Annotated in this window: 25 protein-coding genes; 2 read left to right on the top strand and 23 right to left on the bottom strand. The window is 66.7% G+C overall.

Annotated features, from left to right (window positions below):
* Positions 1 to 93 precede the first annotated feature (93 nt).
* The 17 genes from HWX00_RS02135 to ndk all read right to left on the bottom strand — a co-directional run bounded on the left by HWX00_RS02135 (position 94) and on the right by ndk (position 18805).
* Positions 94 to 2010, bottom strand: a complete 1917-nt coding sequence (locus HWX00_RS02135; RefSeq protein WP_049036608.1) for a potassium transporter Kup — start codon at positions 2008 to 2010, stop codon at positions 94 to 96.
* A gap of 276 nt (positions 2011 to 2286) precedes the next feature.
* On the bottom strand, positions 2287 to 2883 hold the full coding sequence (locus HWX00_RS02130; RefSeq protein WP_006485899.1) for a phosphoribosyltransferase: 597 nt from the start codon (positions 2881 to 2883) through the stop codon (positions 2287 to 2289).
* A gap of 7 nt (positions 2884 to 2890) precedes the next feature.
* Complete coding sequence (locus HWX00_RS02125) at positions 2891 to 4237, bottom strand: adenylosuccinate synthase (RefSeq protein ID WP_034188630.1); 1347 nt, start codon at positions 4235 to 4237, stop codon at positions 2891 to 2893.
* Between the two features lie 113 nt (positions 4238 to 4350).
* Positions 4351 to 5499: an ATP phosphoribosyltransferase regulatory subunit gene (locus HWX00_RS02120; RefSeq protein WP_034188631.1), complete on the bottom strand. Its 1149-nt coding sequence runs from the start codon at positions 5497 to 5499 to the stop codon at positions 4351 to 4353.
* Positions 5500 to 5600: 101 nt separating this feature from the next.
* Positions 5601 to 5792 (bottom strand): DUF2065 domain-containing protein, encoded by a 192-nt coding sequence (locus HWX00_RS02115; RefSeq protein ID WP_009687995.1) that lies wholly within the window; start codon positions 5790 to 5792, stop codon positions 5601 to 5603.
* A 36-nt stretch (positions 5793 to 5828) separates the two neighbouring features.
* Positions 5829 to 6728, bottom strand: coding sequence for a protease modulator HflC (hflC, locus tag HWX00_RS02110; protein WP_049034102.1), 900 nt, complete (start codon positions 6726 to 6728; stop codon positions 5829 to 5831).
* A gap of 15 nt (positions 6729 to 6743) precedes the next feature.
* Positions 6744 to 8087: an FtsH protease activity modulator HflK gene (gene hflK / locus HWX00_RS02105; RefSeq protein ID WP_175029011.1), complete on the bottom strand. Its 1344-nt coding sequence runs from the start codon at positions 8085 to 8087 to the stop codon at positions 6744 to 6746.
* Positions 8088 to 8134: 47 nt separating this feature from the next.
* Entirely contained in the window at positions 8135 to 9310 is a 1176-nt protein-coding gene (hflX, locus tag HWX00_RS02100; protein WP_175029016.1) for a GTPase HflX, read from the bottom strand.
* 72 nt (positions 9311 to 9382) lie between these two features.
* Positions 9383 to 9622, bottom strand: a complete 240-nt coding sequence (hfq, locus tag HWX00_RS02095) for an RNA chaperone Hfq (protein ID WP_006399927.1) — start codon at positions 9620 to 9622, stop codon at positions 9383 to 9385.
* A 152-nt stretch (positions 9623 to 9774) separates the two neighbouring features.
* Positions 9775 to 11112 carry a ribosome biogenesis GTPase Der gene (gene der, locus HWX00_RS02090; protein WP_049029189.1) on the bottom strand — a complete coding sequence of 446 codons (1338 nt, stop codon included), beginning with the start codon at positions 11110 to 11112 and terminating at the stop codon, positions 9775 to 9777.
* Between the two features lie 247 nt (positions 11113 to 11359).
* Positions 11360 to 12505, bottom strand: coding sequence for an outer membrane protein assembly factor BamB (gene bamB / locus HWX00_RS02085; protein WP_034188636.1), 1146 nt, complete (start codon positions 12503 to 12505; stop codon positions 11360 to 11362).
* Positions 12506 to 12547: 42 nt separating this feature from the next.
* Positions 12548 to 13177, bottom strand: a complete 630-nt coding sequence (locus HWX00_RS02080; RefSeq protein WP_049028713.1) for a tetratricopeptide repeat protein — start codon at positions 13175 to 13177, stop codon at positions 12548 to 12550.
* Between the two features lie 55 nt (positions 13178 to 13232).
* A complete protein-coding gene (gene hisS / locus HWX00_RS02075; protein ID WP_034188638.1) occupies positions 13233 to 14573 on the bottom strand; it encodes a histidine--tRNA ligase in 1341 nt (446 codons plus the stop codon).
* Positions 14574 to 14593: 20 nt separating this feature from the next.
* On the bottom strand, positions 14594 to 15898 hold the full coding sequence (ispG, locus tag HWX00_RS02070) for a flavodoxin-dependent (E)-4-hydroxy-3-methylbut-2-enyl-diphosphate synthase (protein ID WP_034188974.1): 1305 nt from the start codon (positions 15896 to 15898) through the stop codon (positions 14594 to 14596).
* A gap of 112 nt (positions 15899 to 16010) precedes the next feature.
* Complete coding sequence (locus HWX00_RS02065; RefSeq protein WP_124669684.1) at positions 16011 to 17021, bottom strand: helix-turn-helix domain-containing protein; 1011 nt, start codon at positions 17019 to 17021, stop codon at positions 16011 to 16013.
* Between the two features lie 163 nt (positions 17022 to 17184).
* Positions 17185 to 18324 (bottom strand): dual-specificity RNA methyltransferase RlmN, encoded by a 1140-nt coding sequence (rlmN, locus tag HWX00_RS02060; protein ID WP_175029012.1) that lies wholly within the window; start codon positions 18322 to 18324, stop codon positions 17185 to 17187.
* A gap of 55 nt (positions 18325 to 18379) precedes the next feature.
* On the bottom strand, positions 18380 to 18805 hold the full coding sequence (gene ndk, locus HWX00_RS02055) for a nucleoside-diphosphate kinase (RefSeq protein WP_006478674.1): 426 nt from the start codon (positions 18803 to 18805) through the stop codon (positions 18380 to 18382).
* Between the two features lie 249 nt (positions 18806 to 19054).
* Between ndk and HWX00_RS02050 the strand changes: the two genes are divergently transcribed.
* Complete coding sequence (locus HWX00_RS02050; protein WP_006761414.1) at positions 19055 to 19753, top strand: Bax inhibitor-1/YccA family protein; 699 nt, start codon at positions 19055 to 19057, stop codon at positions 19751 to 19753.
* A gap of 63 nt (positions 19754 to 19816) precedes the next feature.
* Here the strand turns inward: HWX00_RS02050 and rlmD are convergent, their stop codons facing one another.
* Positions 19817 to 21121, bottom strand: coding sequence for a 23S rRNA (uracil(1939)-C(5))-methyltransferase RlmD (gene rlmD / locus HWX00_RS02045; protein ID WP_233622711.1), 1305 nt, complete (start codon positions 21119 to 21121; stop codon positions 19817 to 19819).
* 318 nt (positions 21122 to 21439) lie between these two features.
* Between rlmD and HWX00_RS02040 the strand changes: the two genes are divergently transcribed.
* Positions 21440 to 22294 (top strand): endonuclease/exonuclease/phosphatase family protein, encoded by an 855-nt coding sequence (locus tag HWX00_RS02040; protein ID WP_175029013.1) that lies wholly within the window; start codon positions 21440 to 21442, stop codon positions 22292 to 22294.
* Between the two features lie 30 nt (positions 22295 to 22324).
* Here HWX00_RS02040 and HWX00_RS02035 read toward each other — a convergent pair whose 3' ends face one another.
* The 5 genes from HWX00_RS02035 to surE are packed head-to-tail and all read right to left on the bottom strand — an operon-like array spanning position 22325 to position 26788.
* Complete coding sequence (locus HWX00_RS02035) at positions 22325 to 23101, bottom strand: 3'-5' exonuclease (RefSeq protein WP_034188642.1); 777 nt, start codon at positions 23099 to 23101, stop codon at positions 22325 to 22327.
* Positions 23102 to 23104: 3 nt separating this feature from the next.
* On the bottom strand, positions 23105 to 24193 hold the full coding sequence (gene rpoS / locus HWX00_RS02030; protein ID WP_034188643.1) for an RNA polymerase sigma factor RpoS: 1089 nt from the start codon (positions 24191 to 24193) through the stop codon (positions 23105 to 23107).
* An 11-nt stretch (positions 24194 to 24204) separates the two neighbouring features.
* A complete protein-coding gene (locus HWX00_RS02025) occupies positions 24205 to 25092 on the bottom strand; it encodes a peptidoglycan DD-metalloendopeptidase family protein (RefSeq protein WP_049028267.1) in 888 nt (295 codons plus the stop codon).
* A gap of 5 nt (positions 25093 to 25097) precedes the next feature.
* A complete protein-coding gene (locus tag HWX00_RS02020; protein ID WP_034188975.1) occupies positions 25098 to 26030 on the bottom strand; it encodes a protein-L-isoaspartate(D-aspartate) O-methyltransferase in 933 nt (310 codons plus the stop codon).
* On the bottom strand, positions 26027 to 26788 hold the full coding sequence (gene surE, locus HWX00_RS02015) for a 5'/3'-nucleotidase SurE (RefSeq protein WP_175029385.1): 762 nt from the start codon (positions 26786 to 26788) through the stop codon (positions 26027 to 26029). Before surE ends, HWX00_RS02020 begins: the two co-directional genes overlap by 4 nt.
* Positions 26789 to 26876: the final 88 nt, after the last annotated feature.

The following is a 26876-nucleotide window of genomic DNA, read 5'->3' as shown; positions in this document are numbered from 1 at the left end:
AGCCGCCGCCAGAAGAAAGCCCGCCGAAAGGCGGGCTTTTTTATGCGCCGGCAGCCGTGGCGCGCGGCTGAACGGCCCGCGCGCCGCGTCCGGTCAGATCTCGATCTTCGTGCCGAGCTCGACGACGCGGTTCGCCGGAATCGAGAAGAAGTCGGTCGGCTTCGCGGCGTTCTGGTGCATCCACGCGAACACGCGCTCGCGCCAGATCGACATCCCGGGCAGGTGGGTCGGCACGACCGTTTCGCGTGCGAGGAAGAACGACGTGTCCATCAGCTCGAACGTCATGTCGTGCGCGCGGCCGAATTCCTCGAGGACGGCCTTCACGTCCGGCGTCTCGTTGAAGCCGTACTCGGCCTTGACGATGTACAGCCCGCCGCCCGCATCGCGCGAGGTCTGGCGCTTGTCGTCGCGCACATAGGGAAAGTCGCGCGTGACGAACGTCAGGAAAATGGTCCGCTCGTGCAGCACCTTGTTGTGCTTCAGGTTGTGCAGCAGGCTGACGGGCACGAGCTTGTCGTTGCCGGTCAGGTAGATCGCGGTGCCCGATACGCGATGCGGCGGATGCGCGAGCAAGCCCTGCAGGAACGGCTCGAGCGGAATACCGTCGGCCGCCGTGCGTTCCTTGACGATGTGACGCCCCTTGTACCAGGTCATCAGCAGGAAGAACAGCAGCGCGCCGATGCCGAGCGGCAGCCAGCCGCCCTGCGCGACCTTCAGCAGGTTCGCGCCGAAGAAGCCGAGGTCGATCGCGAGGAACACGGTGATGATTGCGCCGACCAGCAACCGGTTCCAGTTCCACACCTTCACCATCACGACGCACGCGAGCACCGTGGTGATCACCATCGTCGCCGTCACCGCGATGCCGTACGCGGCCGCGAGATTGTCGGAGCTCTTGAAGCCGACCACGATGCAGAGGATCACGAACAGCAGCAGCCAGTTCACGACCGGCACGTAGATCTGGCCGATCGCGAGCTCGGACGTGTGCAGCACCTTCATGCGCGGCACGTAGCCGAGCTGGATCGCCTGCGACGTCAGCGAATAGGCGCCCGAGATCACGGCCTGCGACGCGATCACGGTCGCGACCGTCGACAGCACGACGAGCGGCAGCAGCCCCCATTCGGGCGCCAGCAGGAAGAACGGGTTTTCGATCGCTTTCGGATTCTGGATCAGCAGCGCGCCCTGGCCGAAGTAGTTCAGCACGAGCGACGGCATCACGAGCCCGTACGCGGCGATCCGGATCGGCTTCGCCCCGAAGTGGCCCATGTCCGCGTAGAGCGCTTCCGCGCCGGTCAGCACCAGCACGACCGAGCCGAGCACGACGTAGGCCTGCAGCAGGTGGTCGGCCATGAACGACGCCGCGTAATACGGGTTGACGGCCGCGATGATGCCCGGCACGCGCACGATGTGGTACACGCCGAGCGCCGCGATCACGACGAACCACAGCACCATGATCGGGCCGAACAGCTTGCCGACCAGTGCGGTGCCGTGACGCTGGATCCAGAACAGCGCGATCAGGATCACGATCGTGATCGGCAACACGAGGTGGGACAGGTGCGGCGTCGCGATTTCGAGACCTTCGACCGCCGACATCACCGAGATCGCCGGCGTGATCACCGCGTCGCCGTAGAACATGCACGCGCCGAAGATCCCGAGCGCCATCAGCGCGCCCGCGACGCGGGTCTTCGAGTCGAGCGGCCGCAGCGACAGCGCCATCAGCGCCAGCACGCCGCCTTCGCCGTTGTTGTCGGCCCGCATCACGAACAGCAGGTACTTGACGCCGACCACCAGGATGATTGCCCAGAACAGCAGCGAGATCACGCCGAGAATCGATCCTTCGGTGAGCGGAATGCCGTGTGCGGGGCTGAACGCCTCCTTCAGCGAATACAGCGGGCTGGTGCCGATGTCGCCGAACACGACGCCGATGGCTGCTATCGCTAGCGCCCGCATCGAGTGTTGTTGCGTCGAATGCGGCGCGTGTGCGGCGTCGGTCGCGTGGATCGTGTCGTTCATATGAAGCGTAATAATCGGGTCCGGGTCGGACAAAACGAGCGCTATTCTACTCGCGCCCCCGTGAAACGCCGCCCTGCTCTGTTGCCTTGGAACCACGTGATCCACGCTGCGCATGCAATCCGGCGCGAGCTGTGGCAGGGCTGCCATCATAGCCGGGGCAGCGCCGTCTGCCTACTATCGGATTCGTGAAACGCACCGCCCGACGCCCCCGCCGCGCAATGAAAAACGGCGCCGCAAGCGGCGCCGTACCAGGCTTTCCTTCGATCGGCCAGGCGCTTACGCGCCCGAACCGTCGCGCTGCGCGCGACCGCGCTTGATCCACGCCTCGAGGTTGTGCGGACGCACCGTGTCCCACTCCTCGAACGGCTGATGAATCCACGGATTCGTCGGCAGAAACTGCGTGTGATAGTCGGGCTTGACCTTCGAGCAACCCTTGTACCAGAGGACGGCCGAGCGGACGGCCGTCACGGACGGGTAACGCTCCTTCAGGTGCTCCTGCACGCGCGCGAGCGTGACGCCCGAATCGACGAGATCGTCGACCAGCAGCACGTTGCCCGCGAGGTTGCCGCGCGTCATCGTGATGTACTGCGCGATGTCGAGCTCACCCTGCTCGGTGCCGGCCGCTTCGCGGTACGAACTCGTCGCGAGGATCGCGAGCGGCACGTCGTAGATGCGCGACAGCTGGTCGCCGACGCGCAGGCCGCCGCGCGCGAGGCACAGGATCTGGTCGAACTTCCAGCCCGACGCGTGCACCTGGAGCGCGAGCAACTCGATCAGACGGTGATACTCGTCCCAGCCTACCCACAGGTTCTTGTCGTCGTTGCGCGGATCGGTCATCAAGTCTGCCGCCGTCATCGTGATTTGCTGCGTCATCTTGGAATTACACCTTGAACGGATGGCGGAGCAGGATCGTTTCGTCGCGGTCCGGGCCCGTCGACACCATGTCGACCGGCACGCCGGCCACGTCCTGGACACGGGACAGGTATGCCTGCGCGTTCACCGGCAGCGCATCCCACGTCTTGATGCCGACCGTGCTTTCCTTCCAGCCGGGGAACGTTTCGTATACGGGTTCGCAACGCGCCACGTCGGCGGCGCCGCGCGGCAGGATGTCCACGTCCTTGCCGTCGATCTTGTAGCCGACGCACAGCTTGACTTCGTCGAGGCCGTCGAGCACGTCGAGCTTCGTCATGCACAGGCCCGACACGCCGTTGATCTGGATCGAGCGGCGCAGCGCGGCTGCGTCGAGCCAGCCCGTGCGGCGCGGACGGCCGGTGACCGATCCGAATTCCTTGCCGACGTTCGCGAGCGTGACGCCGACCTGGTCCTGGCGCTGCGGATTGTCCGCATCGTACAGTTCGCTCGGGAACGGGCCCGAACCGACGCGCGTGCAATAGGCCTTCGTGATGCCGAGGATGTAGTTGAGCTTCTGCGGACCGACGCCCGCGCCGGCCGACGCCGCACCCGCGACGCAGTTGCTCGACGTGACGAACGGATAGGTGCCGTGGTCGATGTCGAGCAGCGTGCCCTGCGCGCCTTCGAACAGCAGGTTCTGGCCCGCGTTGTTCGCGTCGTACAGGCGGCGCGACACGTCGGCCACCATCGGCTTCAGGCGGTCGGCATAGCCGAGCATCGTGTCGAGCGTGGCCTGGAAATCGACGGCCGCGCCGCCCAGGTACTGGGTCAGCACGAAATTGTGGAAATCGAGGTTTTCGCGCAGGCGGTCGGCGAAGGTCTTCGCGTCGAACAGGTCCTGCACGCGCAGCGCGCGACGGCCGACCTTGTCTTCGTACGCCGGGCCGATGCCGCGGCCGGTCGTGCCGATCTTGCCCGCGCCCTTGCGCGCTTCGCGCGCCTGGTCGATCGCGATGTGGTACGGCAGGATCAGCGTCGTGGCTTCGGAGATGAACAGACGGTCGCGCACGTTCACGCCGGCTTCTTCGAGCTCGCCGATTTCCTTGAACAGTGCTTCGGGGGACAGGACGACGCCGTTGCCGATGTAGCAGGCGACGCCTTCACGCATGATGCCCGACGGAATGAGGCGCAAGATCGTTTTCTTGCCGCCGATGATGAGGGTGTGGCCGGCGTTGTGACCGCCCTGGAAACGCACGACGCCCTGAGCGTGGTCCGTCAGCCAGTCGACGATCTTGCCCTTGCCTTCATCACCCCATTGCGTTCCCACGACGACGACATTGCGCCCGGGAGTCACGTTCACTGCGCTGGCAGACATGTTGATTCGTTAGCTGGTTAAAAACGTATTCTACCTATGTTCGCGGGCGATTCCGAATTTTTCCGTTTCGCTTCAACGATATGCACGTCGAAGCACGGCCCGCGAACGCCTGTTTATCGGGGTTCGACCACCCATGCGCCGTCACGCTCGACGAGCGAACGATCGCATGCGAATTCGTCGAGCACGTGGTCGTGGCCGGGGAGTGCCTGGATCACGACCTCGCCCGCATCGCGCAGCGCGGCGACGGCCGCGCCCAGTGCGTCGTCCTGCGCCCACGGCGCGAGAATCGCGGTGCCGCGCGCCTCGACCGGCGAGATCCGCGCGAGCTCGCGCAGGTCGAGCGAGAAGCCCGTTGCCGGGCGCGCACGGCCGTACGCCTGGCCGACGTGGTCGTACCGGCCGCCGCGCGCGATCGCGTTCGGCACGCCGTCGATGTACGCGCTGAACATCGCGCCGCTGTGGTACGCATAACCGCGCAGGTCGGCGAGGTCGATCGCCACTTCCGCGCCCTTCGCCTGCGACGCGAGCTGTGCCAGATCGTCGAGCGCCCGCGTGATTTCCGGCAGCACCGGCAAGCGTGTGCGCGCCTCGGCGAGCACGCCCGCATCGCCGTAAAGGCTCGGCAGCGCGCGCAGCGCGGCGCGCGTATCGGCGCCGAGATCGTCGGTGAGTTCGTTCAGGAGCGGCACGTCCTTGCCCGACAGCGCGTCGTACAGCGACTCGCCGCGCTCGGCGGCCTGCGCGTCGCGCGCCAGCAGCGCCGCGAGCACGCCCGCATGGCCGAGGTCGAGACGGATGCGCGACAGGCCCGCGAGATGCAGCGCGTCGAGCATCAGCTGCTGGATCTCGAGGTCGGCTTCCAGCCCGGCATGCCCGTAGATTTCGGCACCGATCTGGATCTGCTCGCGCGTCGCGTGCAGGCCGCGCGGGCGCGTATGCATCACGTGGCCGGCGTAGCACAGGCGCGTCACGCCCTGGCGGTTCAACAGGTGCGCGTCGATCCGCGCGACCTGCGGCGTGATGTCGGCGCGCAGGCCGAGCGTGCGGCCCGACAGCTGGTCGACCAGCTTGAAGGTGCGCAGGCGCAGGTCGCTGCCGCCGCTCGTCAGCAGCGACTCGAGATACTCGAGCAACGGCGGCATCACCATTTCGTAGCCGTACGAACGGAAGCGGTCGAGCAGCCTGCGGCGCAGCTCCTCGATCTTGCGCGCTTCCGACGGCAGTACGTCGGCGATATTCTCGGGAAGTAACCAGGTCGACATCGGTACGGTCCTACGACGGGAAACGGCGCGCGCCACGCGCGCCGCGAGTTGAATCGGAACTTCGGAATCGGGCGGGACGGACGGCGGATGCGCCGTCCGGATCACGTGGCGAGCAGCAGCAGCACGAGCCCGAGCGCCATCACGATCAGGCCGCCGATCCGGATATGATGCGGCGGCCGCTCAGCTATTCTACGAAACGTGTCGCGCCAGGCGACGGGAAACACGAAGGGGAACGCCCCCTCGATGATCAGCATCAGCGCTACTGCGAGCAACAACGAGCCAGCCAGGTCCATGCGAGCGACGGCGCCGCTCGACGCGGCGCCTCAAAGTCAATGTTTGCGGGGAGCAGGCGCCGCCGGTGCGGCGCCGCCCGTCGGGCTGCGCATGAAGCGGAAGAACTCGCTGTCGGGATCGACGACGATGATGTCGTTGCGCTTGAACGTATTCCGGTAGGCCTGCAGGCTCGCGTAGAACTGATAGAACTGCGGATCGCGGCCGAACGCATCGGCGGCAATCGTCGCGGCCTTCGCGTCGCCCTCGCCCTTGATCGTCTGCGCGGACTTGTATGCGTTCGCGAGCACGGCCTGCTGCTCACGTTCGGCATCGGCCTTGATCCGCTCGACGTCGGCCGCGCCTTCCGCACGCACCTGCGCCGCCTGATCGCGCAGCGTGCCGATCATCCGTTGATAAACGGCATCCGTCTGTGCAGCCGGCAGGTCGACGCGCGTCAGCTGGACGTCGACGACGTCGACGCCGAAGCCCGACGCCTTCGCCTTGACCGCATCGCGGGCCGCATCGGCGATCGCGCGCTGGCCGCCGAGGGCGTCGTCGAGCGCGCGCTGGCCGAACGCGTCGCCGAGCGCACCCTTCAGCGCGCCGGCCAGGCGGTCGGCAGCCGCGGCCGGATCGCCGCCGGTCGCCGTGAAATACTTCAGCGGATCGCTGATCCGGTACTTCACCGCATACGCGACGAGCAGGTCGTGCTTGTCCTGGGTGGCGAGCTGCAGCGGATCGGACGACTCGAGCGATTGCAGGCGCGTGTCGATCAGCGTGGCCGTCTGCAACGGCGGCGGCAGCTTGAAGTGGAGGCCCGGGCCCGCGAGTTCGGGCTGCGCGCCGTCACGACCCGACAGCACGGCCGCATGACGCGGATCGACGGTCAGGACCGTCGAGGACGCCGCGAAGGCAACGATCACGATCGCGACGACGAGCGCAATGATTCGGTTCATGTTCTGCGCTCCCCGTTACTTCGTATCGTCTTCGCGCGACCGGCTGCGAAACACTTCGCGCGATCGCAGCACGTCGACGCCCGACGCCGCGGCCGCCGGTGCGGCGCTCGCGGGTACGGCGGCGGCGGCCGGCGCAACGGCTGCCGGTGCCGACGCCGCATCGGGCGCGGATGCGCCGGTCGACGCCGCGGCGTTCTGCCGCCCCTGCTCGACGAGCTTGTCGAGCGGCAGGTAGACGACGCTGTTGCCGCCCTTGTTGCCGACGAACACCTTCGTCGCGTTCGAATAGATTTCCTGCATCGTCTCGAGGTACATCCGCTCGCGGATCACCGCGGGCGCCTTCGAGTACTGCGCGTAGACCTGCTTGAAGCGGTCGGCATCGCCCTCGGCTTGCGTGACCACGCGATCGGCATACGCCTTCGCTTCGTCGACGAGCTTCGCGGCGTCGCCCTGCGCCTTCGGCAGCAGGTCGCTTGCATACGCCTGCGCGGCGCGCTTCGCGGCCTCGCGCTCGTCGCGTGCCTTCGCGACTTCGGCGTAGGCGGCCTGCGTCTGCTCGGGCGCCGCGACGCTCTGCATCGTGACGGCCGTCACCTCGAGCCCCGACTGGTAGCGGTCGAGATCGCGCTGGATCGCGGTGGACAGTTGCTCGCGCAGCGCGTCGCGGTCCTGGTTCAGCATGTCGGCCGCGCTGCGCGTGCCGACGATCGCGCGCACCGCGGCCTGCGCGGCCTGCGAGACGCTGCGCTCGGGGTCGACGCTGCGGAACAGGTAATCGGTGGCGGAACGGATCCGGTACTGAACGATGAAACGCACGTCGACGATGTCGGCATCGCGCGTCAGCATCGCCGCTTCCTTCACGTTCGCCAGACGCACGACGTTGTTGCGGCCGATCTCGATCGAGCGGACCTGCGACGTATCGACGATCTCGTGGGACGCGAACGGATACGGCGGGCGCCAGTGCACGCCCTGGCCGACCGTGCCCGACAGCTTGCCGAGCTGCAGCACGACGCCCGTCTGGCCGTCCTGCACGACGAACAGCCCGCTGCCCGCGTAAACCGCGACCAGCACGCCGATCACGATGCCGACGCCGACTCGCGCGGCCCGGCCGTTGTCGGGACGCAGGCCGTTGCCGCCCTTGCCGCCGAACAGGCCGCTCAGGCGCCGGTTGAAGTTGCGCCACATCTCGTCGAGATCGGGCGGACCATCGCCGTCGCCGCCTTGCGGACGCTTCGATTCATTCGAACGCGGACGGGATCCGTCCTTGCCATTGCCTTCGCCGCGTCCCCAGCGGGGATCGTTGATCGACAGCAAGGCACGCATCCGCCGCCAGGTAATCCGCTCGTTGTATTCGTTCACCAGAGTTTGTTCACCAGATAAGACGCCGGCGAACCGGCCGAGGCCGGTTAGCGCCCGTGTTCGGAAATCGTGTGGTCTTCGTGTGGTTCAGCGGGTGCGCCGTCGAGCGCGCCGCTGGGTAACGTCGCGCTGGAAAGGTGTTCCGCGGAGGCGATTTCGGCGATGGCGGCACGCAACGTATCAAGACCCTGACCGGTGCGCGCGCTCAAAAAGACGCGCGAAATATTACCATATTCGTCCCGCTCGACCGCGTCGCCGCGGGCCGCCAGCTCAGGCACCGCGTCGATCTTGTTGAACACCAGCACCTGCCGGATCGTGTCCGCGCCAATCTCGTGCAGCACGCCGTTGACCTGCTCGATCTGTTCGAGCCTGACCGCGCTCGATGCATCGACCACGTGCAGCAGCAGATCCGCGTGGATCGTTTCCTCGAGGGTCGCGCGGAATGCCGCGACGAGCTGGTGAGGCAGCTCGCGGATGAACCCGACCGTATCGGACACGACGATCTGGCCGACCTCGTCGCCGAGGTACACCCGCCGCGACGTCGTGTCGAGCGTGGCGAACAGCTGGTCGGCCGCGTACGCCTGCGCTTTCGTCAGCGCATTGAACAGCGTCGACTTGCCCGCGTTCGTATAGCCGACGAGCGATACCGACATCGTGCCGCTGCGCGCGCGCTGCCGACGCTGAGTGCTGTGCTGACGGCGCAGCCGGTCGAGCCGCGACTTCAGCATCTTGATGCGCTCGCCGATCAGCCGGCGGTCGGTTTCGAGCTGCGTTTCGCCGGGGCCGCGCAGGCCGATACCGCCCTTCTGGCGTTCAAGGTGGGTCCACGCGCGAATGAGCCGCGTCGACAGGTATTGAAGCTGCGCGAGTTCGACCTGCAGCTTGCCTTCATGGCTGCGGGCACGCTGCGCGAAGATGTCGAGGATGAGGCTGGTGCGGTCGACCACACGTCTGTTAAGTGCCTGCTCCAGATTGCGTTGCTGGGCCGGCGCCAGGGCGTGATTGAAGATGACGATTTCGACGTTGTGCGCGTCGCAGGCAAGCCGCAGTTCTTCGGCTTTGCCGCTGCCGATGAACATCTTGGCATCGGGACTGGAGCGACGACCCGTGAGGGTGACGGCGGGACGGGCCCCCGCGCTGGAGGCGAGAAGACTGAGTTCTTCGAGACTGGCTTCGAAATCGGTCTTGCCGAAATCGATGCCGACGAGCGCTGCGTTGATCAAATTATCGGGTGTCAAGATAAGGCGGCTGGCATCGGTCGCTCGCGGCGACCGGATGCCGGCCGCTGCGATAGGTTAGGACGAGGCTTCCGCGTCCGGGTGGAAATTCACCGGGCGCGCCGGCACGACCGTCGAGATGGCGTGCTTGTAGACCATCTGGGTCACCGTATTACGGAGCAACACGACGTACTGGTCGAACGATTCAATGTTCCCTTGCAGCTTGATGCCGTTGACGAGGTAAATCGAAACGGGAACGTGCTCTTTGCGCAGTGCGTTCAAAAACGGGTCTTGTAACAATTGCCCTTTGTTGCTCATGGCGTACTCCATCTTTTTTTGCAGGTTGATCTGGATTGGCGGGAAAGAAAAAGAGATCCGGCGCCAATCGCTACACTATAGCTGATTTTGCCTGCCCCGCCCGCCGCGCAGGCCTTACGGCCTACCCTTGCGGGACGCATGACAGGCGTGCGTCAGCCCTTGTCCGCGTACGGGTTGTTCGACGAACGGAACTCTATGCGCAATGGAGTCCCGGTCAGCGAGAAAGTTTCGCGGAACCGGTTTTCGAGGTAGCGCTTGTAGGTTTCCGTGACCGCGTCGAGCGCGTTGCCGTGGATGACGATCAGCGGCGGATTCTGGCCGCCCTGGTGCGCGTAGCGCAGCTTCGGACGCACCGGGCCGCGACGGCGCGGCTGCTGGAATTCGACGGCCTCGATCAGCGCGCGCGTGAGCTTCGGCGTCGGCAGCTTCGCCATCGCCGCCGCGTACGCGTCGTCGACCGAGCGCATCAGCGCGCCGATGCCCGTCTTCTTCGCGGCCGAAATGAAGTGCGATTTCGCGAAATCGAGGAATTTCAGCTTGCGGGTCAAATCCGCTTTCGCGCGGTCGCGCGCGTGCTCGTCGAGGCCGTCCCACTTGTTGACGCCGATCACGAGCGCACGGCCCTGCTCGACGACGAAGCCGGCGATGTGCGCGTCCTGGTCGGAAATGTCCTGCTGCGCATCCAGCAGAAGAATGACGACGTTCGCGTCGGAGATCGACTGCAGCGTCTTCACGACCGAGAACTTCTCGATCGCCTCGAACACCTTGCCGCGGCGGCGCAGGCCGGCCGTGTCGATCAGCGTGTATTTCTTGCCGTTGCGCTCGAAGTCGACGTAGATCGAATCGCGCGTCGTGCCCGGCATGTCGAACGCGATCACACGATCCTCGCCGATCAGCGCGTTCACGAGCGTCGACTTGCCGACGTTCGGACGGCCGACGATCGCGATCTTGATGCCGCGCGACGGGTCGTTCTCGTCCTCTTCCTCCGGACGGTCGGCGTAAGCCACCGCCAGCGCCTCGTTGATCATGTCGGTCACACCGTCGCCGTGCGCGGCCGAGATCGCGCGCGGGTCGCCGAGCCCGAGCTCGTAGAAGTCGGCCGCGACCGCCGTGTACCGCATTCCCTCGGCCTTGTTGACGACGAGGAAGATCGGCCGGCCGGTCTTGCGCAGGTAGTCGGCGATCGACTTGTCCTGCGGCGCCAGCCCGTTGCGGCCGTCGACGATGAACACGACGATGTCGGCTTCCTCGACGGCCTGCCGCGTCTGGCGCGCCATCTCGTGCAGGATGCCGTCCTTCGCGACGGGTTCGAAGCCGCCCGTATCGACGACCAGGTACGGCCGTTCGCCGACGCGCCCTTCGCCGTAATGGCGATCGCGCGTCAGGCCAGGCAGGTCGGCGACCAGCGCATCGCGCGAGCGCGTGAGCCGGTTGAACAGCGTGGATTTCCCCACATTGGGGCGCCCAACGAGGGCAATGACCGGTTTCATCTGTGTTTTCTACGGTGATGCGCAGCAGCGGGAGGCCCGCTGCTGCGGGCGGCTGCGCTGAATGAAAATATCACGAATTCGCGCCGCGCCGGATGCGCGCGCCGGGCGCGCGTTGCGCGCCGTCGTCTTTCGTCTCGAACTGCCTTTCAAATACCGAGCGGCCGGGAGCACCGGCCGCCTTCATGCTGCACGGCCGGGGCGCGCGGGACAAGCCCGCCGCGCCGCGGCCACACGTGTTTCCTGCTTATCAGCGCGGACGGAATCCGTACAGGCCGCCGTCCTTCGTCTGCACGACGAGCGTATTGCCCGCGAGGACCGGCGCCGCCGTAATCGCGCTGCCGTCGGTCTTCATCCGCGCGATGAAGCTGCCGTCTTCGCGCGACAGGAAGTGCACGAAGCCCTTGTAGTCGCCCATCACGACCGCGTGCCCGAGCAGGTACGGCACGCCGACGTCACGGCTCTTCAGCTTGTCGTTGCGCCACAGCTGGTTGCCGGACGCCGCGTCGTACGCCGTCACGACCGACCAGTCGTCGCCGCCGGCGACCACCGAATCGTCCTGCGCCAGACCGCTGCGGCTCGAGAACGGCTTTTCCCACAGCGGGCGGCCCGAGTTCGCGTCGAAGCAGCCGAGCTGCCCCTGGAACGTCACCGCGCAGGCTTCCGCGCCGACGAGCGTCGGCGGGCCGCTGACGTCGTTGATGCGCTCGACCTCGGTCACGCCCTTCGGGAACGACACCGGGGTCTGCCAGAACGGCTCGCCCGTCTGCAGGTTGATCGCGACGAGACCGCCGCCCGGGAAGCCCGCCAGCACCGCCGCGTCGCCCGCGAACGTCATGCCGGCCGACACGCGCAGGTTCAGCGGCACCGCGCGGTTGCGGTAGTTCCACTTCTGCTCGCCCGTCTGCGCGTTGAACGCGATCACCTGGCCGTCGATCGTGCGGACGATCACGAGGCCGTTGCCGACGAGCGGCGGCGAGAAGATCTCGCCCTGCACGCTGGTCTTCCACAGTTGCTTGCCGTCCGGACCCAGCACGAACACGCCGCCCTTCAGCGCGCCGACCGCGGTCAGGTTGCCGTCGCTGCCGACCCCGGCCGACAGGTCCGAGCCGACCTTCGCGCGCCAGACGGTCTGGCCCGTCTTCGCATCGATCTTCTCGACCGAACCGTTTTCGCCCGCCGCATAAACGGCGTCGCCCACGGCCACCGGCGAGAACAGGTAGCGCCCGCCCTTGCCGACGCTTGCCTTCCAGACCTGTTGCACGTCCATGACGGGCTTGAACTCGGTCAGCGGCGTCGGCACGCGGCGCGCGTCCTTCGACGACGAGCAGGCCGCCAATGCGAGGACAGCCGCCGCGCAGGCGACGGGCACAGCGTAACGTTTCAGCAAATTCATCGGTTAGCGAAGCAGAAGTTAAGAGGTTGAGGGGACCGCGATTCAGCCGCCGAGCGCGTCCAGCTTGAACTGCACGAGCTGGCGCGCAGACTGGTCGTCCTTCGACAGGCCGTCGAGCGCGAGCTTGTAAGCGGCGCGCGCATCGTCGGTCTTGCCTTGCGCGGCCAGCAGATCGCCGCGGCGATCGGCCACGAGGCCCTTGAACGCTTCGACCGGCGTGCCCGACAGCAGCGTGAGGCCCGCGTCGTACGCCTTTTCGTCGAGCAGCAGCGACGCGAGGCGCAGCTTCGCGATCTGCTTGTACTCGTCGTCCTTGGCGTGATCGACCGCCCATTGCAGCTGCGCCTTCGCGCCCGCCGCGTCGCCGGCCGCATACAGCGTCTTCGCGGCCGTGAGCGCCGTCATCTGTGCATACGGCGTGCTGCCGAACTTGTCTTCCATGTCGGCGGCCGCGCGGGCCATCGTCGCCTTGTCGTTCGCGGCGGCGGCCTTCTGGACCTGCTCGTACAGCCCGGACGCCTCGGCAGCCTGACGGCGCTGCCAGTAGTTCCAGCCGTTGAAACCGGCCGCGACGACGAGCGCCGCGAGCACGATCCACGTGGTGAGGTTGCCCCAGCGGGCCCACCACGCCTTGAGACTTTCAATCGATTCTTGTTCGTCGTGATAACTCATCGGCGAGCGATTCCTTCCTGTTCAGGCCTTTCTTGTCGAGCGAACGCCAGCGCGATCAGTCGTCGCCGTCTTCGGCGGATGCAACCATCGCATTGATTAGGAATTCGGTCAAGCTTTCGACCGGTACGGTCTGCTGAACGTTCTTTTCCCCGTCCGCGCCCGCACCGCGCAGCGCTTTCACGCCCACCGTGCCGTTCGCGACTTCTTCTTCGCCGAAGATCACCGCGAACGCGGCGCCGCTCGCGTCGGCCCGCTTCATCTGCGACTTGAAGCTTGCCGTCGCGCCGTCGGCGCTGCAGTGGAAGATCACGTCGAGGCCCGTATCGCGCAGGCGCTCGGCCGCGATGAACGCCTGTTCGCGCGCGGTCTCGCCCTGGTGCACGACGTACACGTCGACGCCTTCCTGCTCGGGCGCGAGATCCTCTTCCTTCAGCAGCTCGAGAATCCGCTCGATGCCCATCGCCCAGCCGCACGCGGCGGTCGGCTTGCCGCCGAGCTGCTCGATCAGCGGATCGTAGCGGCCGCCGGCCGCGACCGTGCCCTGCGCGCCGAGCTTGTCGGTCACCCACTCGAACACGGTCAGGTTGTAGTAATCGAGGCCGCGCACGAGACGCGGGTTGATCTTGAACGGAATGTTGTTCGCGAGCAGCAGGCGCTGCAGCCCTTCGAAGTGCGCGCGCGATGCCTCGCCAAGGAAGTCGATCAGCTTCGGCGCGTTCTGCGCGATCTCCTGCAGCGCGGGATTCTTCGTGTCGAGCACGCGCAGCGGGTTCGTATACAGACGGCGCTTCGCGTCCTCGTCGAGCACGTCGGCGAACCGTTCGAGGTACTTGATCAGTTCGACGCGGTGCGCGGCGCGCTCTTCGGCCAGGCCGAGCGAGTTGATCTCGAGCTTGATGCCGGTCAGGCCGAGGTCGTCCCACAGGCGCTGGCACATCATGATGATCTCGGCATCCGCATCGGGACCCGCGAAGCCGAGCGCCTCGACGCCGACCTGATGGAACTGGCGGTAGCGGCCGCGCTGCGGACGCTCGTGACGGAACATCGGGCCGATGTACCACAGGCGCTTCGGGCCGTCGTACAGCATGTTGTGCTCGATCGACGCGCGCACGACGGCCGCGGTGTTTTCCGGGCGCAGCGTCAGGTTCTCGCCGTTCAGCGCGTCGGTGAAGCTGTACATCTCCTTCTCGACGATGTCGGTGACTTCGCCGATGCCGCGCGTGAAGAGCTGCGTGTGTTCGACGATCGGCGTGCGGATGTTCTGGTAGCCGTATGCGCGCAGCAGCGATTTCACGGTTGCTTCGAAGAACTCCCACAGGCCGGCATCCTGCGGAAGGATGTCGTTCATGCCCTTGACGCCGGTGAGCTTCTCGATCTTGCGTTTCTGTTCAGTCATCGTTCGTGTGTGTGGACGAATTAGTTCAGGGCCTCGGTGCGGCCGTAATTGCGTGCGACGTAGTCGCTGACGATCTGCTGGAATTCCTCGGCGATCCGCTCGCCGCGCAGCGTCTTGACCTTCTCGCCGTCGATGAAGACGGGCGCGGCCGGGTTCTCGCCCGAACCCGGCAGGCTGATGCCAATGTTCGCGTGCTTCGATTCGCCCGGACCGTTGACGATGCAGCCCATCACCGCGACGTTCATCTTCTCGACGCCCGGATACGCCTTGCGCCAGACCGGCATCTGCTCGCGCAGGTAGGTCTGGATCTGCATCGCGAGTTCCTGGAACAGCGTGCTCGTCGTGCGGCCGCAGCCCGGACACGCGATCACCATCGGCGCGAACGAGCGCAGACCCATCGTCTGCAGGATTTCCTGGCCGACGATCACTTCACCCGTGCGCGACGCGCCCGGCTCCGGCGTCAGCGAGATGCGGATCGTGTCGCCGATCCCTTCCTGGAGCAGCACGCCGAGCGCGGCCGTCGACGCGACGATGCCCTTCGAGCCCATGCCGGCCTCGGTCAGCCCGAGGTGCAGCGCAAAGCCGCAGCGGCGGCCGAGCTCGCGGTACACGGCGATCAGGTCCTGCACGCCGCTTACCTTGCACGACAGCACGATGCGGTCGCGGCCGAGGCCGAGTTCGACCGCCCGTTCGGCCGAGCCGATCGCCGACTGGATCAGTGCCTCGTACATCACGCTCTGCGCGTCCCACGGCTGCGAACGCGCGCCGTTCTCGTCCATCATGCGCGCGAGCAGATCCTGGTCGAGGCTGCCCCAGTTCACGCCGATCCGCACCGGCTTGTCGTACTTGGCCGCGGCCTCGATCATCTGTGCGAACTGCGTATCGCGCTTCGCACCCTGGCCGACGTTGCCGGGGTTGATCCGGTACTTCGACAGCGCCTCCGCGCAGCCCGGGTAGTCGCGCAGCAGCAGGTGGCCGTTGTAGTGGAAATCGCCGACGAGCGGCACGGTCACGCCCATCCGGTCGAGCTGCTCGCGGATCGCCGGCACGGCGGCCGCGGCCTCGGGCGTGTTGACCGTGATGCGCACCAGTTCGGAGCCCGCGTTCGCGAGTTCCTTGATCTGGATCGCCGTGCCGATCGCGTCGGCCGTGTCGGTATTCGTCATCGACTGCACGCGCACCGGCGCGTCGCCGCCGATCGTCACGAGCTGCCCGCCCCAGCGGACATCCACCGCATGCGATACGCGGCGCGGCTGATGCCCGCCGAACACCGGCTCGGTTGAACAAATCTGACTGCTGCGTGGGGATTGAGCTTCGGATTGCATCGATAGATCCATTTACGCGGAATGCGCCGCGACACGGCGCATGAATTGAAAAAGCGCCGTGCCCTCACGGCCTGCCGAGATCGACGACAGGCCTTCGCCACGGCGCTTGACGTCAGGGCAACGTGAACCGTGCCACATTACCCCGCGCTGCCGAATATTTTGCCGGATCGACAGGTTTTCCGTCGAACGCGACTGCGTCGAGGCCCGCCTTGTTGCCGATCGTGACCTTGAACGGCCCGTCGCCGGCGACCTGCTTCGTCTCGCCGGCCCGCACCAGCGCCGAGAACAGCTCCTTGCCGTTCTTGTCGCGCACGCTGAACCAGCAATCCTGCTTGACCTTCAGTTCGATCACCGACTGGCCTGCCGCGACCGCGACGCTCGCCGGCTGGACCGGCACGGCGGCGCTCGCCGCCGCCGCGACCACGACCGGCTGCGATGCCGCGGCCGTCGCCACGGGCGCCGGGACAGCGGATGCCACTGCCTGCGCCGGCGCCGCGGATGCCGCCGCCGGGGCCGGAACGTCGTTGGCGGAGACGGTCGACGCGCCGCTCGCGGCCGCCTCTTCGGCAGCCGCCGGCGACGCAGCCGAGGCGCTCGCCGCCGACGCATGCTCCGCGTCATTGCCCTTCAGGCGCGCGAGCAGGCCCGACGAATCGCCGCCAGTGTGCCACATCAGTACGGCGACCACCGCGACGACGACGATCGCCGTTCCCCACAGCCACGGATGATGACGCGACGATCCGCCCAGCGGAATCGACACGCGGCCGCGCGGCAGATCCGTCCCCGACGACGCGGGCATCGACAGGTCGACTTCCGGCACCCCGCGCTCACGGCGCAACGCCTGCGCGAACGGCTCCGGATCGACGCCGAGCATCTTCGCGTAGCTGCGCACGACACCGAGCGCGAACGTCACACCGGGCAGATGGCTGATGTCGCCGGCCTCGAGCGCCCGGAGCTTCTGCGGTGCGACCTTGAGTCGCGCCGATACGTCGTCGACCGACCAGCCCTTCGTCTCCCGAAGCTGCGCCAGCCGGCTGCCGACCGCCGCCAGCGATTCCAGTCCCGCCGGTGCCGGTTTCGCGGCATTCGTCTCTGCGCCGTTAGTCGGCTGCGGCTCACTCATCCTTGTCCTCGCGTCGATTCTTCTTCACTGGCGGGCGCCGCCGGCCCTGCCGGCCGACACCCGCAACTGTCCATACCATGCGCGGCGCCGAGGCGCCGCGACCGATCGCTATTCGCGTGTTGCACCGCCAAAGGGTTCGGGCGTCCCCGGCCAGGTGCCCCCGTCAAACTGCCCGAACTTCGATGATTTTTCCTGCTGCACCCGTTCGCTCCGCCAGGCGCGTGCGGTCCTTCACCGCGCCGGCCAGCTGGCCGCACGCGGCATCGATGTCGTCGCCGCGCGTCTTGCGCACGGTCGTGATGACACCCGCGTCGATGAGGACCTGCGCGAAGCGCTTGATCTGCTCCGGCTTCGAGCGGATGAGGCCCGATTCCGGAAACGGATTGAACGGGATCAGATTGAACTTGCACGGCACGTCGCGCGTGACGGCCAGCAGTTCGCGCGCATGCGCTTCGGTGTCGTTGACGCCGTCCAGCATGCAGTATTCGAATGTAATGAAGTCACGCGGCGCGACTTTCAGATAGCGCTGGCATGCAGCCATCAGCTCGCGAAGCGGATACTTCTTGTTGAGCGGCACCAGCTCGTCGCGCAGCGCATCGTTCGGCGCGTGCAGCGAAACGGCCAGCGCGACCGGCAACTCGGCGCCGAGGCGATCCATCATCGGCACCACGCCGGACGTGGACAGCGTCACGCGGCGGCGCGACAGGCCGTACGCGTTGTCGTCGAGCATCAGCCGCATCGCGGGCACGACCGCGCTGTAATTCAGGAGCGGCTCGCCCATGCCCATCATCACCACGTTGGTGACGACCCGTTCGGCCTTGCCGTTCGGGCCAGGCGCGCGGCCCAGCGACGCTCGCAATGCAAATTCGGCCATGCGGAGCTGGCCGATGATTTCGGCTGTCGACAGGTTGCGGGAAAAGCCCTGCTTGCCCGTCGAACAGAAGCGGCAGTTGACCGCGCATCCGGCCTGCGACGACACGCACAGCGTGCCGCGCGTCTCTTCCGGGATGAACACGGTTTCGACCGCATTGCCGTTTCCGACGTCGATCAGCCACTTGCGCGTGCCGTCGGTGGAAACGTGATCGCTGGCGATCTCGGGCATCACGATCGACGCGCGGCCCTTGAGCTTTTCTCTCAGGGACTTCGCGAGATCGGTCATGCCGTCGAAATCGCCGGCGTTGTACTGGTGGATCCAGCGCTGCAACTGCTTGGCGCGGAACGGCTTCTCGCCCAGGCTGCCGCAGTACGCGACAAGACCCTCGGCATCGAAGTCGAGAAGATTGACGGAAGTTTCGCTCGTCATGATGTGCCGCCTTGCCGCGTACGCTGAATCCTGCCTACTTGCTGTCAGCCAGGGCTTAACGCGAGTAAACGTTCATTTCCGGGAAGAAGAACGCGATTTCGACCGCTGCCGTTTCCGCAGCGTCCGAGCCGTGAACGGCGTTCGCGTCGATGCTGTCGGCGAAATCGGCGCGGATCGTGCCCTTTTCCGCCTTCTTCGGATCCGTCGCGCCCATCAGGTCGCGGTTCTTCAGGATCGCGCCTTCGCCTTCCAGAACCTGGATCATCACCGGGCCCGAGATCATGAAATCGACGAGGTCCTTGAAGAACGGACGCGCCGCGTGAACCGCGTAGAACTTCTCTGCGTCAGCACGCGACAGGTGTGCCATGCGCGATGCGACGATCTTCAGGCCGGCGCCTTCGAAACGGCTGTAGATCTGGCCGATCACGTTCTTTGCCACCGCATCCGGCTTGATGATCGACAGGGTGCGCTCGATTGCCATAAAAACTCCAAAAAATTAAGAAGTTACAGGTTCAAATGAATCCGCTATTGTAGCACGATCCCGTGTATCATTGCGATTGAACCCTTACACACGTGAAAGGTTCCGAATCCATATGTTTTCTGCCGCACGGCCATTGAAACCTCCCGGCACGGAACGTATCTTAGCCATAGCTGCTCCGGTTTGCTGCGCCGCACACCGCGTGCGCCGAACCGGCCCCGGACGCTCACGCGTTCAATGTTAGGAGAAACCATGAACGACTATCCGTACAATTTCGGCCGCGGCGGTTCCGTCAGCACCGCCGAGGTGCGCAACCGCGTGCTGCGGAACACGTACTGGCTGCTCGCGCTGTCGATGGTGCCGACCGTGCTGGGCGCCTGGGTCGGCGTCGCGACGGGCTTCTCGCTGTTCGCCGCCACGAGCCCGATGATGAGCCTGCTCGCGTTCTTCGCGATCGCGTTCGGCTTCATGTTCGCGATCGAGCGGACGAAAAACAGCGCGGCCGGCGTGTTCGTGCTGCTCGGCTTCACGTTCTTCATGGGCCTGATGCTGTCGCGGCTGCTGAGCTTCATCCTCGGCTTCTCGAACGGCCCGTCGCTGATCATGCTCGCGTTCGGCGGCACCGGCATCATCTTCGCCGCGATGGCGACGATCGCCACCGTCAGCAAGCGCGATTTCTCGGGCCTCGGCAAGTGGCTGTTCATGGGCGTGATCGTGATCCTGCTCGCGTCGGTCGCGAACATCTTCCTGCAACTGCCGGCGCTGATGCTCACCGTGTCGGTGCTCGCGATCGCGATCTTCTCCGCATACATGCTGTTCGACGTCCAGCGCGTCGTGAACGGCGGCGAGACGAACTACATCTCGGCCACGCTCGCGATCTACCTCGACCTGTACAACGTGTTCACGAACCTGCTCGCCCTGCTCGGCATCTTCGGCGGCAACCGCAACTGACGTTCGCGGGGCCCCATGAAAAAACCGGCCTTCGGGCCGGTTTTTTTACGTCCGCCGCCCGGCTCAGTCGCGCTCGAACAGCGCGATCGATTCGACGTGCGACGTATTCGGGAACATGTTGACGACACCGGCGCCCTTCAGCCGGTAACCGGCCTCGTGCACCAGCAGGCCCGCGTCGCGTGCAAGCGTCGACGGGTTGCACGACACGTAGACGATGCGCTTCGGCAGCGGGCCTGCGCCGCTCTGCGCGATCTCGGCCAGCGCCTTCGACACCGCGAGCGCGCCTTCGCGCGGCGGGTCGATCAGGAACTTGTCGAAGGCGCCAAGCGCGCGGAGGTCGTCGCCCGTCACCTCGAACAGGTTCCGGCACGCGAACGTCGTGTGGCCGTCGACACCGTTTTCGCGTGCATTCGCGAGCGCGCGCGTCGTCAGCGTGTCGCTGCCCTCGATGCCCATCACTTCGCGCGACAGCCGCGCGAGCGGCAGCGTGAAGTTGCCGATGCCGCAGAACAGGTCGAGCACGCGGTCGTCGCGCGACGGCGCCAGCAGGCGCAGCGCACGCCCCACCAGCACACGGTTGATCTGATGATTGACCTGCGTGAAGTCGGTCGGCTTGAACGGCATGCGGATGCCGAACTCCGGCAGCGTGTAGTCGAGCGGCACGTCGAGCGGATAGAACGGCGTCACCGTGTCCGGGCCCTTCGGCTGCAGCCAGAACTGCACCTTGTGCTCGTCCGCGAACGCGCGCAGCAGCGCTTCATCGTCCGCATTGATCGGCTCCAGCACGCGCAGCACGAGCGCCGTGACTTGCGAACCGACCGCCAGCTCGATCTGCGGCATCCGATCGCGGATCGACAGCCCCTCGACGAGCCGGCGCAGCGGCACCAGCATCGCCGACACGTGCGGCGGCAGCACTTCGCAGCTCGTCATGTCGGCAACGTAGCTGCTCTTCTTCTCGTGGAACCCGACCAGCACGCCGCCCTTCTTCGCCACGTTGCGCACGGTCAGCCGCGCACGGTAGCGATAGCCCCACGACGGGCCGTGGATCGGCGCGAACATCGTTTCCGCGCGCAGCTTCGCCAGGTGCCACAGGTTGTCCTCGAGCACGCGCTGCTTGACCGCCACCTGCGCACGCATGTCGAGATGCTGCATCGAGCAGCCGCCGCAGGTACCGAAGAACTTGCATTTCGGCTGCGTGCGCATCACGCTCGGGCGCAGAATATCGACAACAGTCGCCTGCTCGTAGCTCGGCTTGCGGCGGTAGCTCGAATAGGTCACGCGTTCGCCCGGCAACGCGCCCTCGACGAAGATGACCTTGCCCGGCTCGCCGTCCTCGGTGATCGTGCGGCCGACACCGCGCGCTTCCATGTCGAGCGATTCGATCTCGAGAACCGGGGCGGGCCCGGGCGCGACGGGCGCATTTTTCGATTTGCGCGCAGAAGTGGGGACGGCTTCGGACACCAGCTTTTCCTGACAAACGTTGAAGAAGGCGAGATTGTAGACGACGAAGGCCCGTACCGCCCGCTTTGGATGGCGCGACCGTCGATACTCGATCAGGGACGGCCCTGCATGGCGCCGAAACTCGCGCAGCCGGCTGACAGCCCACGGCCCACGGGCGCGCAAGACACTGGAACGCGCGAGGGCGCGGCCCTGACGCCCGACGCCCAACCGGCAGGAGATTCGACCATGCGACTGATCGACTGGAACATCCAATGGGGTCGGGATGCGGACGGCGTCGTCGACCTTTCCCGCACCGTCTCGACGATCCGGCGGCTCGGCGATTTCGACGTGCTGTGCCTGCAGGAGGTCACGCGCGGCTTCGGCGCACTGCCCGGGCAGCCGGGCCCCGACCAGTTCGCCGAACTCGCGGCGCGGCTGCCCGGCTACACGATCATCGAAGCGATCGGCGCCGATCTGCCGACAATCGAACCGGGCGCATCGCGCCGCCAGTTCGGCAATGTGATCGCGACGCGGCTGCCGGTCGGGCGCGTGCTGCGCCAGTGGCTGCCGTGGCCGGCCGACGCCGGCGCGCCGTCGATGCCGCGCGTCGCGCTCGACGTCGAACTGCAGGCGCCCTTCGGCGCGCTGCGCGTGGTGACGACCCATCTGGAATATTATTCGGCGCGCCAGCGGCTCGCACAGGTCGATGCGCTGCGCGGCCGGCATCGCGAGGCCTGCGCGCACGCGAAACACCCGGCGCCGGCCGAGACTGCCGAGGGACCGTTCAGCGCGACCGGCCAGCCGTGCGATGCGATCGTCTGCGGCGACTTCAACAGCGCATTCGACAGCGACGCGTACCGGCGCTTGCTGGCCCCGATCGCGGACGCGCCGCGCTTCGTCGACGCTTGGGTCGCGCGACACCCGGGCCGCGCGCCGCCACCGACGGCCGGCGTCCACGATACGGCGCAATGGCCGGAAGGGCCGCTCGCGTGCGACTTCGTATTCGTGACCGAGACGCTGCTGCCGCGCGTCGTGTATTGCGAGATCGAAGGCGACGTGCGCGCGTCCGACCATCAGCCCGTGCTGCTCGAGCTGGCCTGACCGCGCCGATTGCGGCGCCGGCCGCCCCCGCTACGCGTCGAAGCCGGCCAGGTACTCGACCCAGTGCGGCGCCGGCTCGAGCGCGAGCGCATTCTTCACGATCAGGATCTCGTCCGCATACTCGCTCGGTGTCAGGCCGCCGCGCATCAACTGGAACCGGCAGTACAGCAGATAGGTGTTGACGACGTCGGTTTCGCAATAGTTGCGGATTTCGTCGATCCGGCCATCGCGGAACGCCGGCCACACCTGGCTGCCGTCCATCCCGAGCTTGCCCGGAAAGCCGCACAGCTTCGCCAGCGCGTCGAGCGGCGCGTTCGCGCGCGCCTGATACATCGCGAGCACGTCCATCAGGTCGGTATGCCGCGTGTGATAGCGCGAGATGTAGTTGTTCCACTTGAATTCGCGGTCGTCCTCGCCGAGATCCCAGTAGCGGGTCGCGGGGATACCGTGCACGAGCGCGCGATAATGGAGCACCGGCAGGTCGAAGCCACCGCCGTTCCACGACACGAGCTGCGGCGTGTATTTCTCGATCACGCGGTAGAACGACTGGATCAGCGTCGCTTCGTTGTCCTGCGGCGTGCCGAGCGAGCGCACGCGAAAACCGTTGTTGTCGCGGAACACGCACGAGATCGCGGCGATCCGCTGCAGGTGATGCGGCAGGAAATCGCTGCCGGTCTTCTCGCGGCGCGCGGCGAATGCATGTTCGGCCACCGCGGCATCGTCGAGCGTTGCAGGGAGGTCTTCCAGACGGCGAATGCCGTCGACATCGGGAATCGTCTCGATGTCAAAAACAAGAATCGGAGTCATCGGTTACAGAACGGCGTCCTTGCGCACGCCGTTGGAGGCAAAGAACCGCTTGAGGCGCACCAGCGCTTCCTGCTGGATCTGCCGCACGCGCTCGCGCGTCAGCCCCATCTCGTCGGCGAGCTCCTCGAGCGTCGCCGGTTCGATGTGGTTCAGGCCGAAGCGGCGTTCGATCACGTGCCGATGCTTGTCCGACAGACGCGACAGCCATGCGCGCGTCAGCGTCTCGAGCTCGCGGTGCTGCACCTCGGCATCGGGCGACTGGCTCTGGTCGTCGGGCAACAGGTCGAGCAGGCTGCTCGCGGGATCGAGGTCGAGCGGCGCGTCGAGCGACGCCGTATGCTCGTTGAGCGCGAGGATGTCGGTGACTTCCTCGGCGGTCTTGCCGGTGAGATAGGCGATGTCGTCGATGCTGGCTTCGCGGCGCTCGGCCGCCTCGCCCGTCGACATCGAATTCTTTTCGAGGTGGCGCTTCGCGCGCAGCACCTGGTTCAGCTCGCGGATCACGTGCACGGGCAGGCGCACCGTGCGGGCCTGGTTCATGATCGCCCGTTCGATGCTCTGCCGGATCCACCACGTCGCATAGGTCGAGAAACGGAACCCGCGCGTCGGGTCGAACTTCTCGATCGCGTGCATGAGGCCGAGGTTGCCTTCCTCGATCAGGTCGAGCAGCGGGACGCCGCGGTTCAGATACCCCTTCGCGATACTGACGACGAGACGCAGGTTGCGCTCGATCATCACCTGCCGCGCCTCGAATTCGCCGGCCTTCGCCAGGCGGGAATAGCGCTGCTCTTCCTCGACGGTCAGCAGCGGCTTCACGCTGATTCGGTTCAGGTAATGCTGGATCGTGTCGGCCGTGAGCTCGGCCTGCAGCAGCGTGCGGAAATCGTCGACATCGGGCGATGCTTCCGGGCGGCCTTCGCGCTCGTCGTCGCCGCCGTCCACCTCGGCGTCGCGTGCCTCGATATCGCGCTCGTTGTCCGCGATATCGTCCTCGTCGTCCGTCGAAGCACCAGCTCGCCCCACCGATGCTTGCGTGGCACGACTGATCTTCTCAGATTCGGCTTGCGGCTCGTGGCGCTTCGATTTCGGCATGGTCGTCTCGGTTATTGAGGCGGCAAATACTTCAGCGGATCGACAGGCTTACCCTGCCGGCGAACCTCGAAATGCAGCATCACGCGGTCGGCGTCGCTGTTACCCATCTCGGCGATCTTCTGCCCCTTCGTTACCGCGTCCCCCTCTTTTACCATCAAAGCGCGATTGTGTGCATACGCCGTGAGGTAAGTTGCATCGTGTTTGATGATAATGAGGTTGCCGTAACCACGCAGGCCATTGCCGGAGTAAACGACGCGGCCGTCCGCTGCCGCCTTCACGGCCTCGCCGGCGGACCCGCCGATATTGACACCCTTGTTCTTCGCGTCGTCGAACCCGTTCAGCACGGGGCCGCGCGCGGGCCACGCGAACGTCACGGGGCCGCTCGGGGCCGCCGCCGTATCGCTGGATCCGGTCGCCGCGGCCGGCGGCGTCGCGAGCGTGGACGACGTGCCGGCGGCCGGCGTGGCCGGACCGCTGCTCAGCGGCGCGGTCGCCACGGCCGCACCCGCGATCGGCGCGGTGGCCGGTGCGCCCGCAACGGCGGCACCGCCCGGCGGCGCCACGCGCAGCAACTGGTCGACTTCGATCTGGTTCGGGTTCGCCAGGTTGTTCCACGACGCGATGTCGCGATAGTTCTGCCCGTTCTCGAGCGCAATCCGGTACAGCGTGTCGCCCGGTTTCACGCGGTAGAAGCCCGGCGGCGGCGGGCCGAGCGGCACCGCGGGCTGCGCGGCGCCGGTCGTGCCGAGCGAGCCGGAGCGATCGACGACAGGCGCGTTGTCGAGCCGCGTCGCACAGGCGGCCAGTAGCGTGGAGAGCGCAGCCACACAGATCGCGCGCTGGGCGAGCGTGAGCGGTTCCCTGGATCGGTTGTTTTGCATCGCGCGCAACATACTCATCGGTTTCAAATCACTCCGGATTTTAAAGGGACAAAGAAAACGCGATCAAGCCGGGACTCTCGCCATTGCGCGTGCGCGACGCGCTCGACGAGCGTGAGCACCTGGTGCTGCCCGCTCTGCGCGCCGACCGGCGCGACGAGCCGCCCGCCGATCGCGAGCTGCTCGAGCAGCGCCTGCGGCACGTCGAGCCCCGCCGCCGCGATCACGATCGCGTCGAACGGGGCCGCGGACGGCAGGCCGACACGCCCGTCGCCGTAGTGCAGACGGATGTTCGGCACGCGCAGCGGCCGCAGGTTCAGCTTGGCGCGCTCGTAGAGCGGCTTGATGCGTTCAATCGAATACACGTCGCGTGCCACGTGGCTCAGCACGGCGGCCTGATAGCCGCATCCCGTGCCGATCTCGAGGACGCGCTCGAGTGTGCGGCCGGCCATCGCGAGCTCGATCATGCGCGCGACGACCGACGGCTTGGAAATGGTTTGCTGGTGGCCGATCGGCAACGCCGAATCCTCGTAGGCCTGCGTCGCGAGCCCCGGATCCACGAACATGTGGCGCGGCACCGCGGCCATCGCGTCCAGCACGCGCGCGTCGGTCACACCGTTCGCGCGCAGTCGTTCGACCATCCGCTCGCGCACCCGTTCCGACGTGAGCGCGAACGCGCCGGCCGGCGCGACGCTCGGCGCAGCCGGTTTCGGCATCGCGGGCTTCGGCGCGGTCGGCTTCGGCGCGGTCGCGGGCTTCGCGGCGACGGGACCGGGCAACGCCGACCGCCCGGCAGCGGGCTTTACCGCAACCGGTTTCAGCACGGCAGCGGGCTTGTCGGCCGCCTTCGACACCGCGCCCGCCGCATGGCGTTCACCGGTCCGACCTTCCGATTTGCGTGGCGCTCGCTTGAGATCTTCGAGCGCGAGCGGAAACCGCTTCGCGCGCTCGCCGCTCATGAAGCCCGCCCTCCGGCGCGCGCCCATTCGCGCGTCGCGGGCAGCATCTGCGTATGCGTGAGGTCGAGCTGCAGCGGCGTGATCGACACGAAACCGTTTGCGACGGCGTAGAAATCGGTGCCGTCGCTCGCGTCCAGCGCCGCGCCCGCCGCGCCGATCCAGTAGACCGGCTCGCCGCGCGGGTCGGTCTGGCGAATCACCGGCTGCGACGGATGACGCTTGCCCAGGCGCGTGACCTGCCAGCCCTTCAGCGCGTCGTACGGCAGATTCGGAATATTGACGTTCAGCAGCGGGTTGCCCGGCAGCGGATGCGCGAGGTAGTGCTCGACGATTTCCGCGGCGACGCGCGCGGCGTCCGCCAGATGGGCCCAGCCCTTGTCGGCCAGCGAGAAGGCGATGGCCGGCACGCCGAACATGATGCCTTCGGTGGCGGCCGCAACTGTCCCTGAATAGAGCGTGTCTTCGCCCATGTTCTGGCCGTTGTTGATTCCGGAAACGACGAGATCCGGCCTCGCGCCGGCCATCCCCGTCAACGCGACGTGCACCGAATCGGTCGGCGTGCCGTTCACGTAGAAGAAACCCGTACCCGCCGCACGCTGCACCGACAGCGGCCGCGACAACGTGAGGGAATTCGACGCGCCGCTGCAGTTCTGCTCGGGCGCGATCACCGTGAGCTCGCCCAGCGGCTGCAGCGCTTCGCTGAGCGCGGCGAGACCGGGGGCAAGATAGCCGTCGTCGTTGCTGAGTAGGATTCGCATCCGGCGATTGTAACCGAGGAAAGATGGCGCGAGAGCGACAGTCCGGCGAGCGCGGACGGACGGGGCACGCATGCGCGCACGGTGCGCC

Source organism: Burkholderia seminalis DSM 23518 (assembly GCF_902832885.1).
GTDB classification, from domain to species: Bacteria; Pseudomonadota; Gammaproteobacteria; order Burkholderiales; family Burkholderiaceae; genus Burkholderia; species Burkholderia seminalis.
This window is presented reverse-complemented; position numbering and strand designations above follow the sequence as displayed.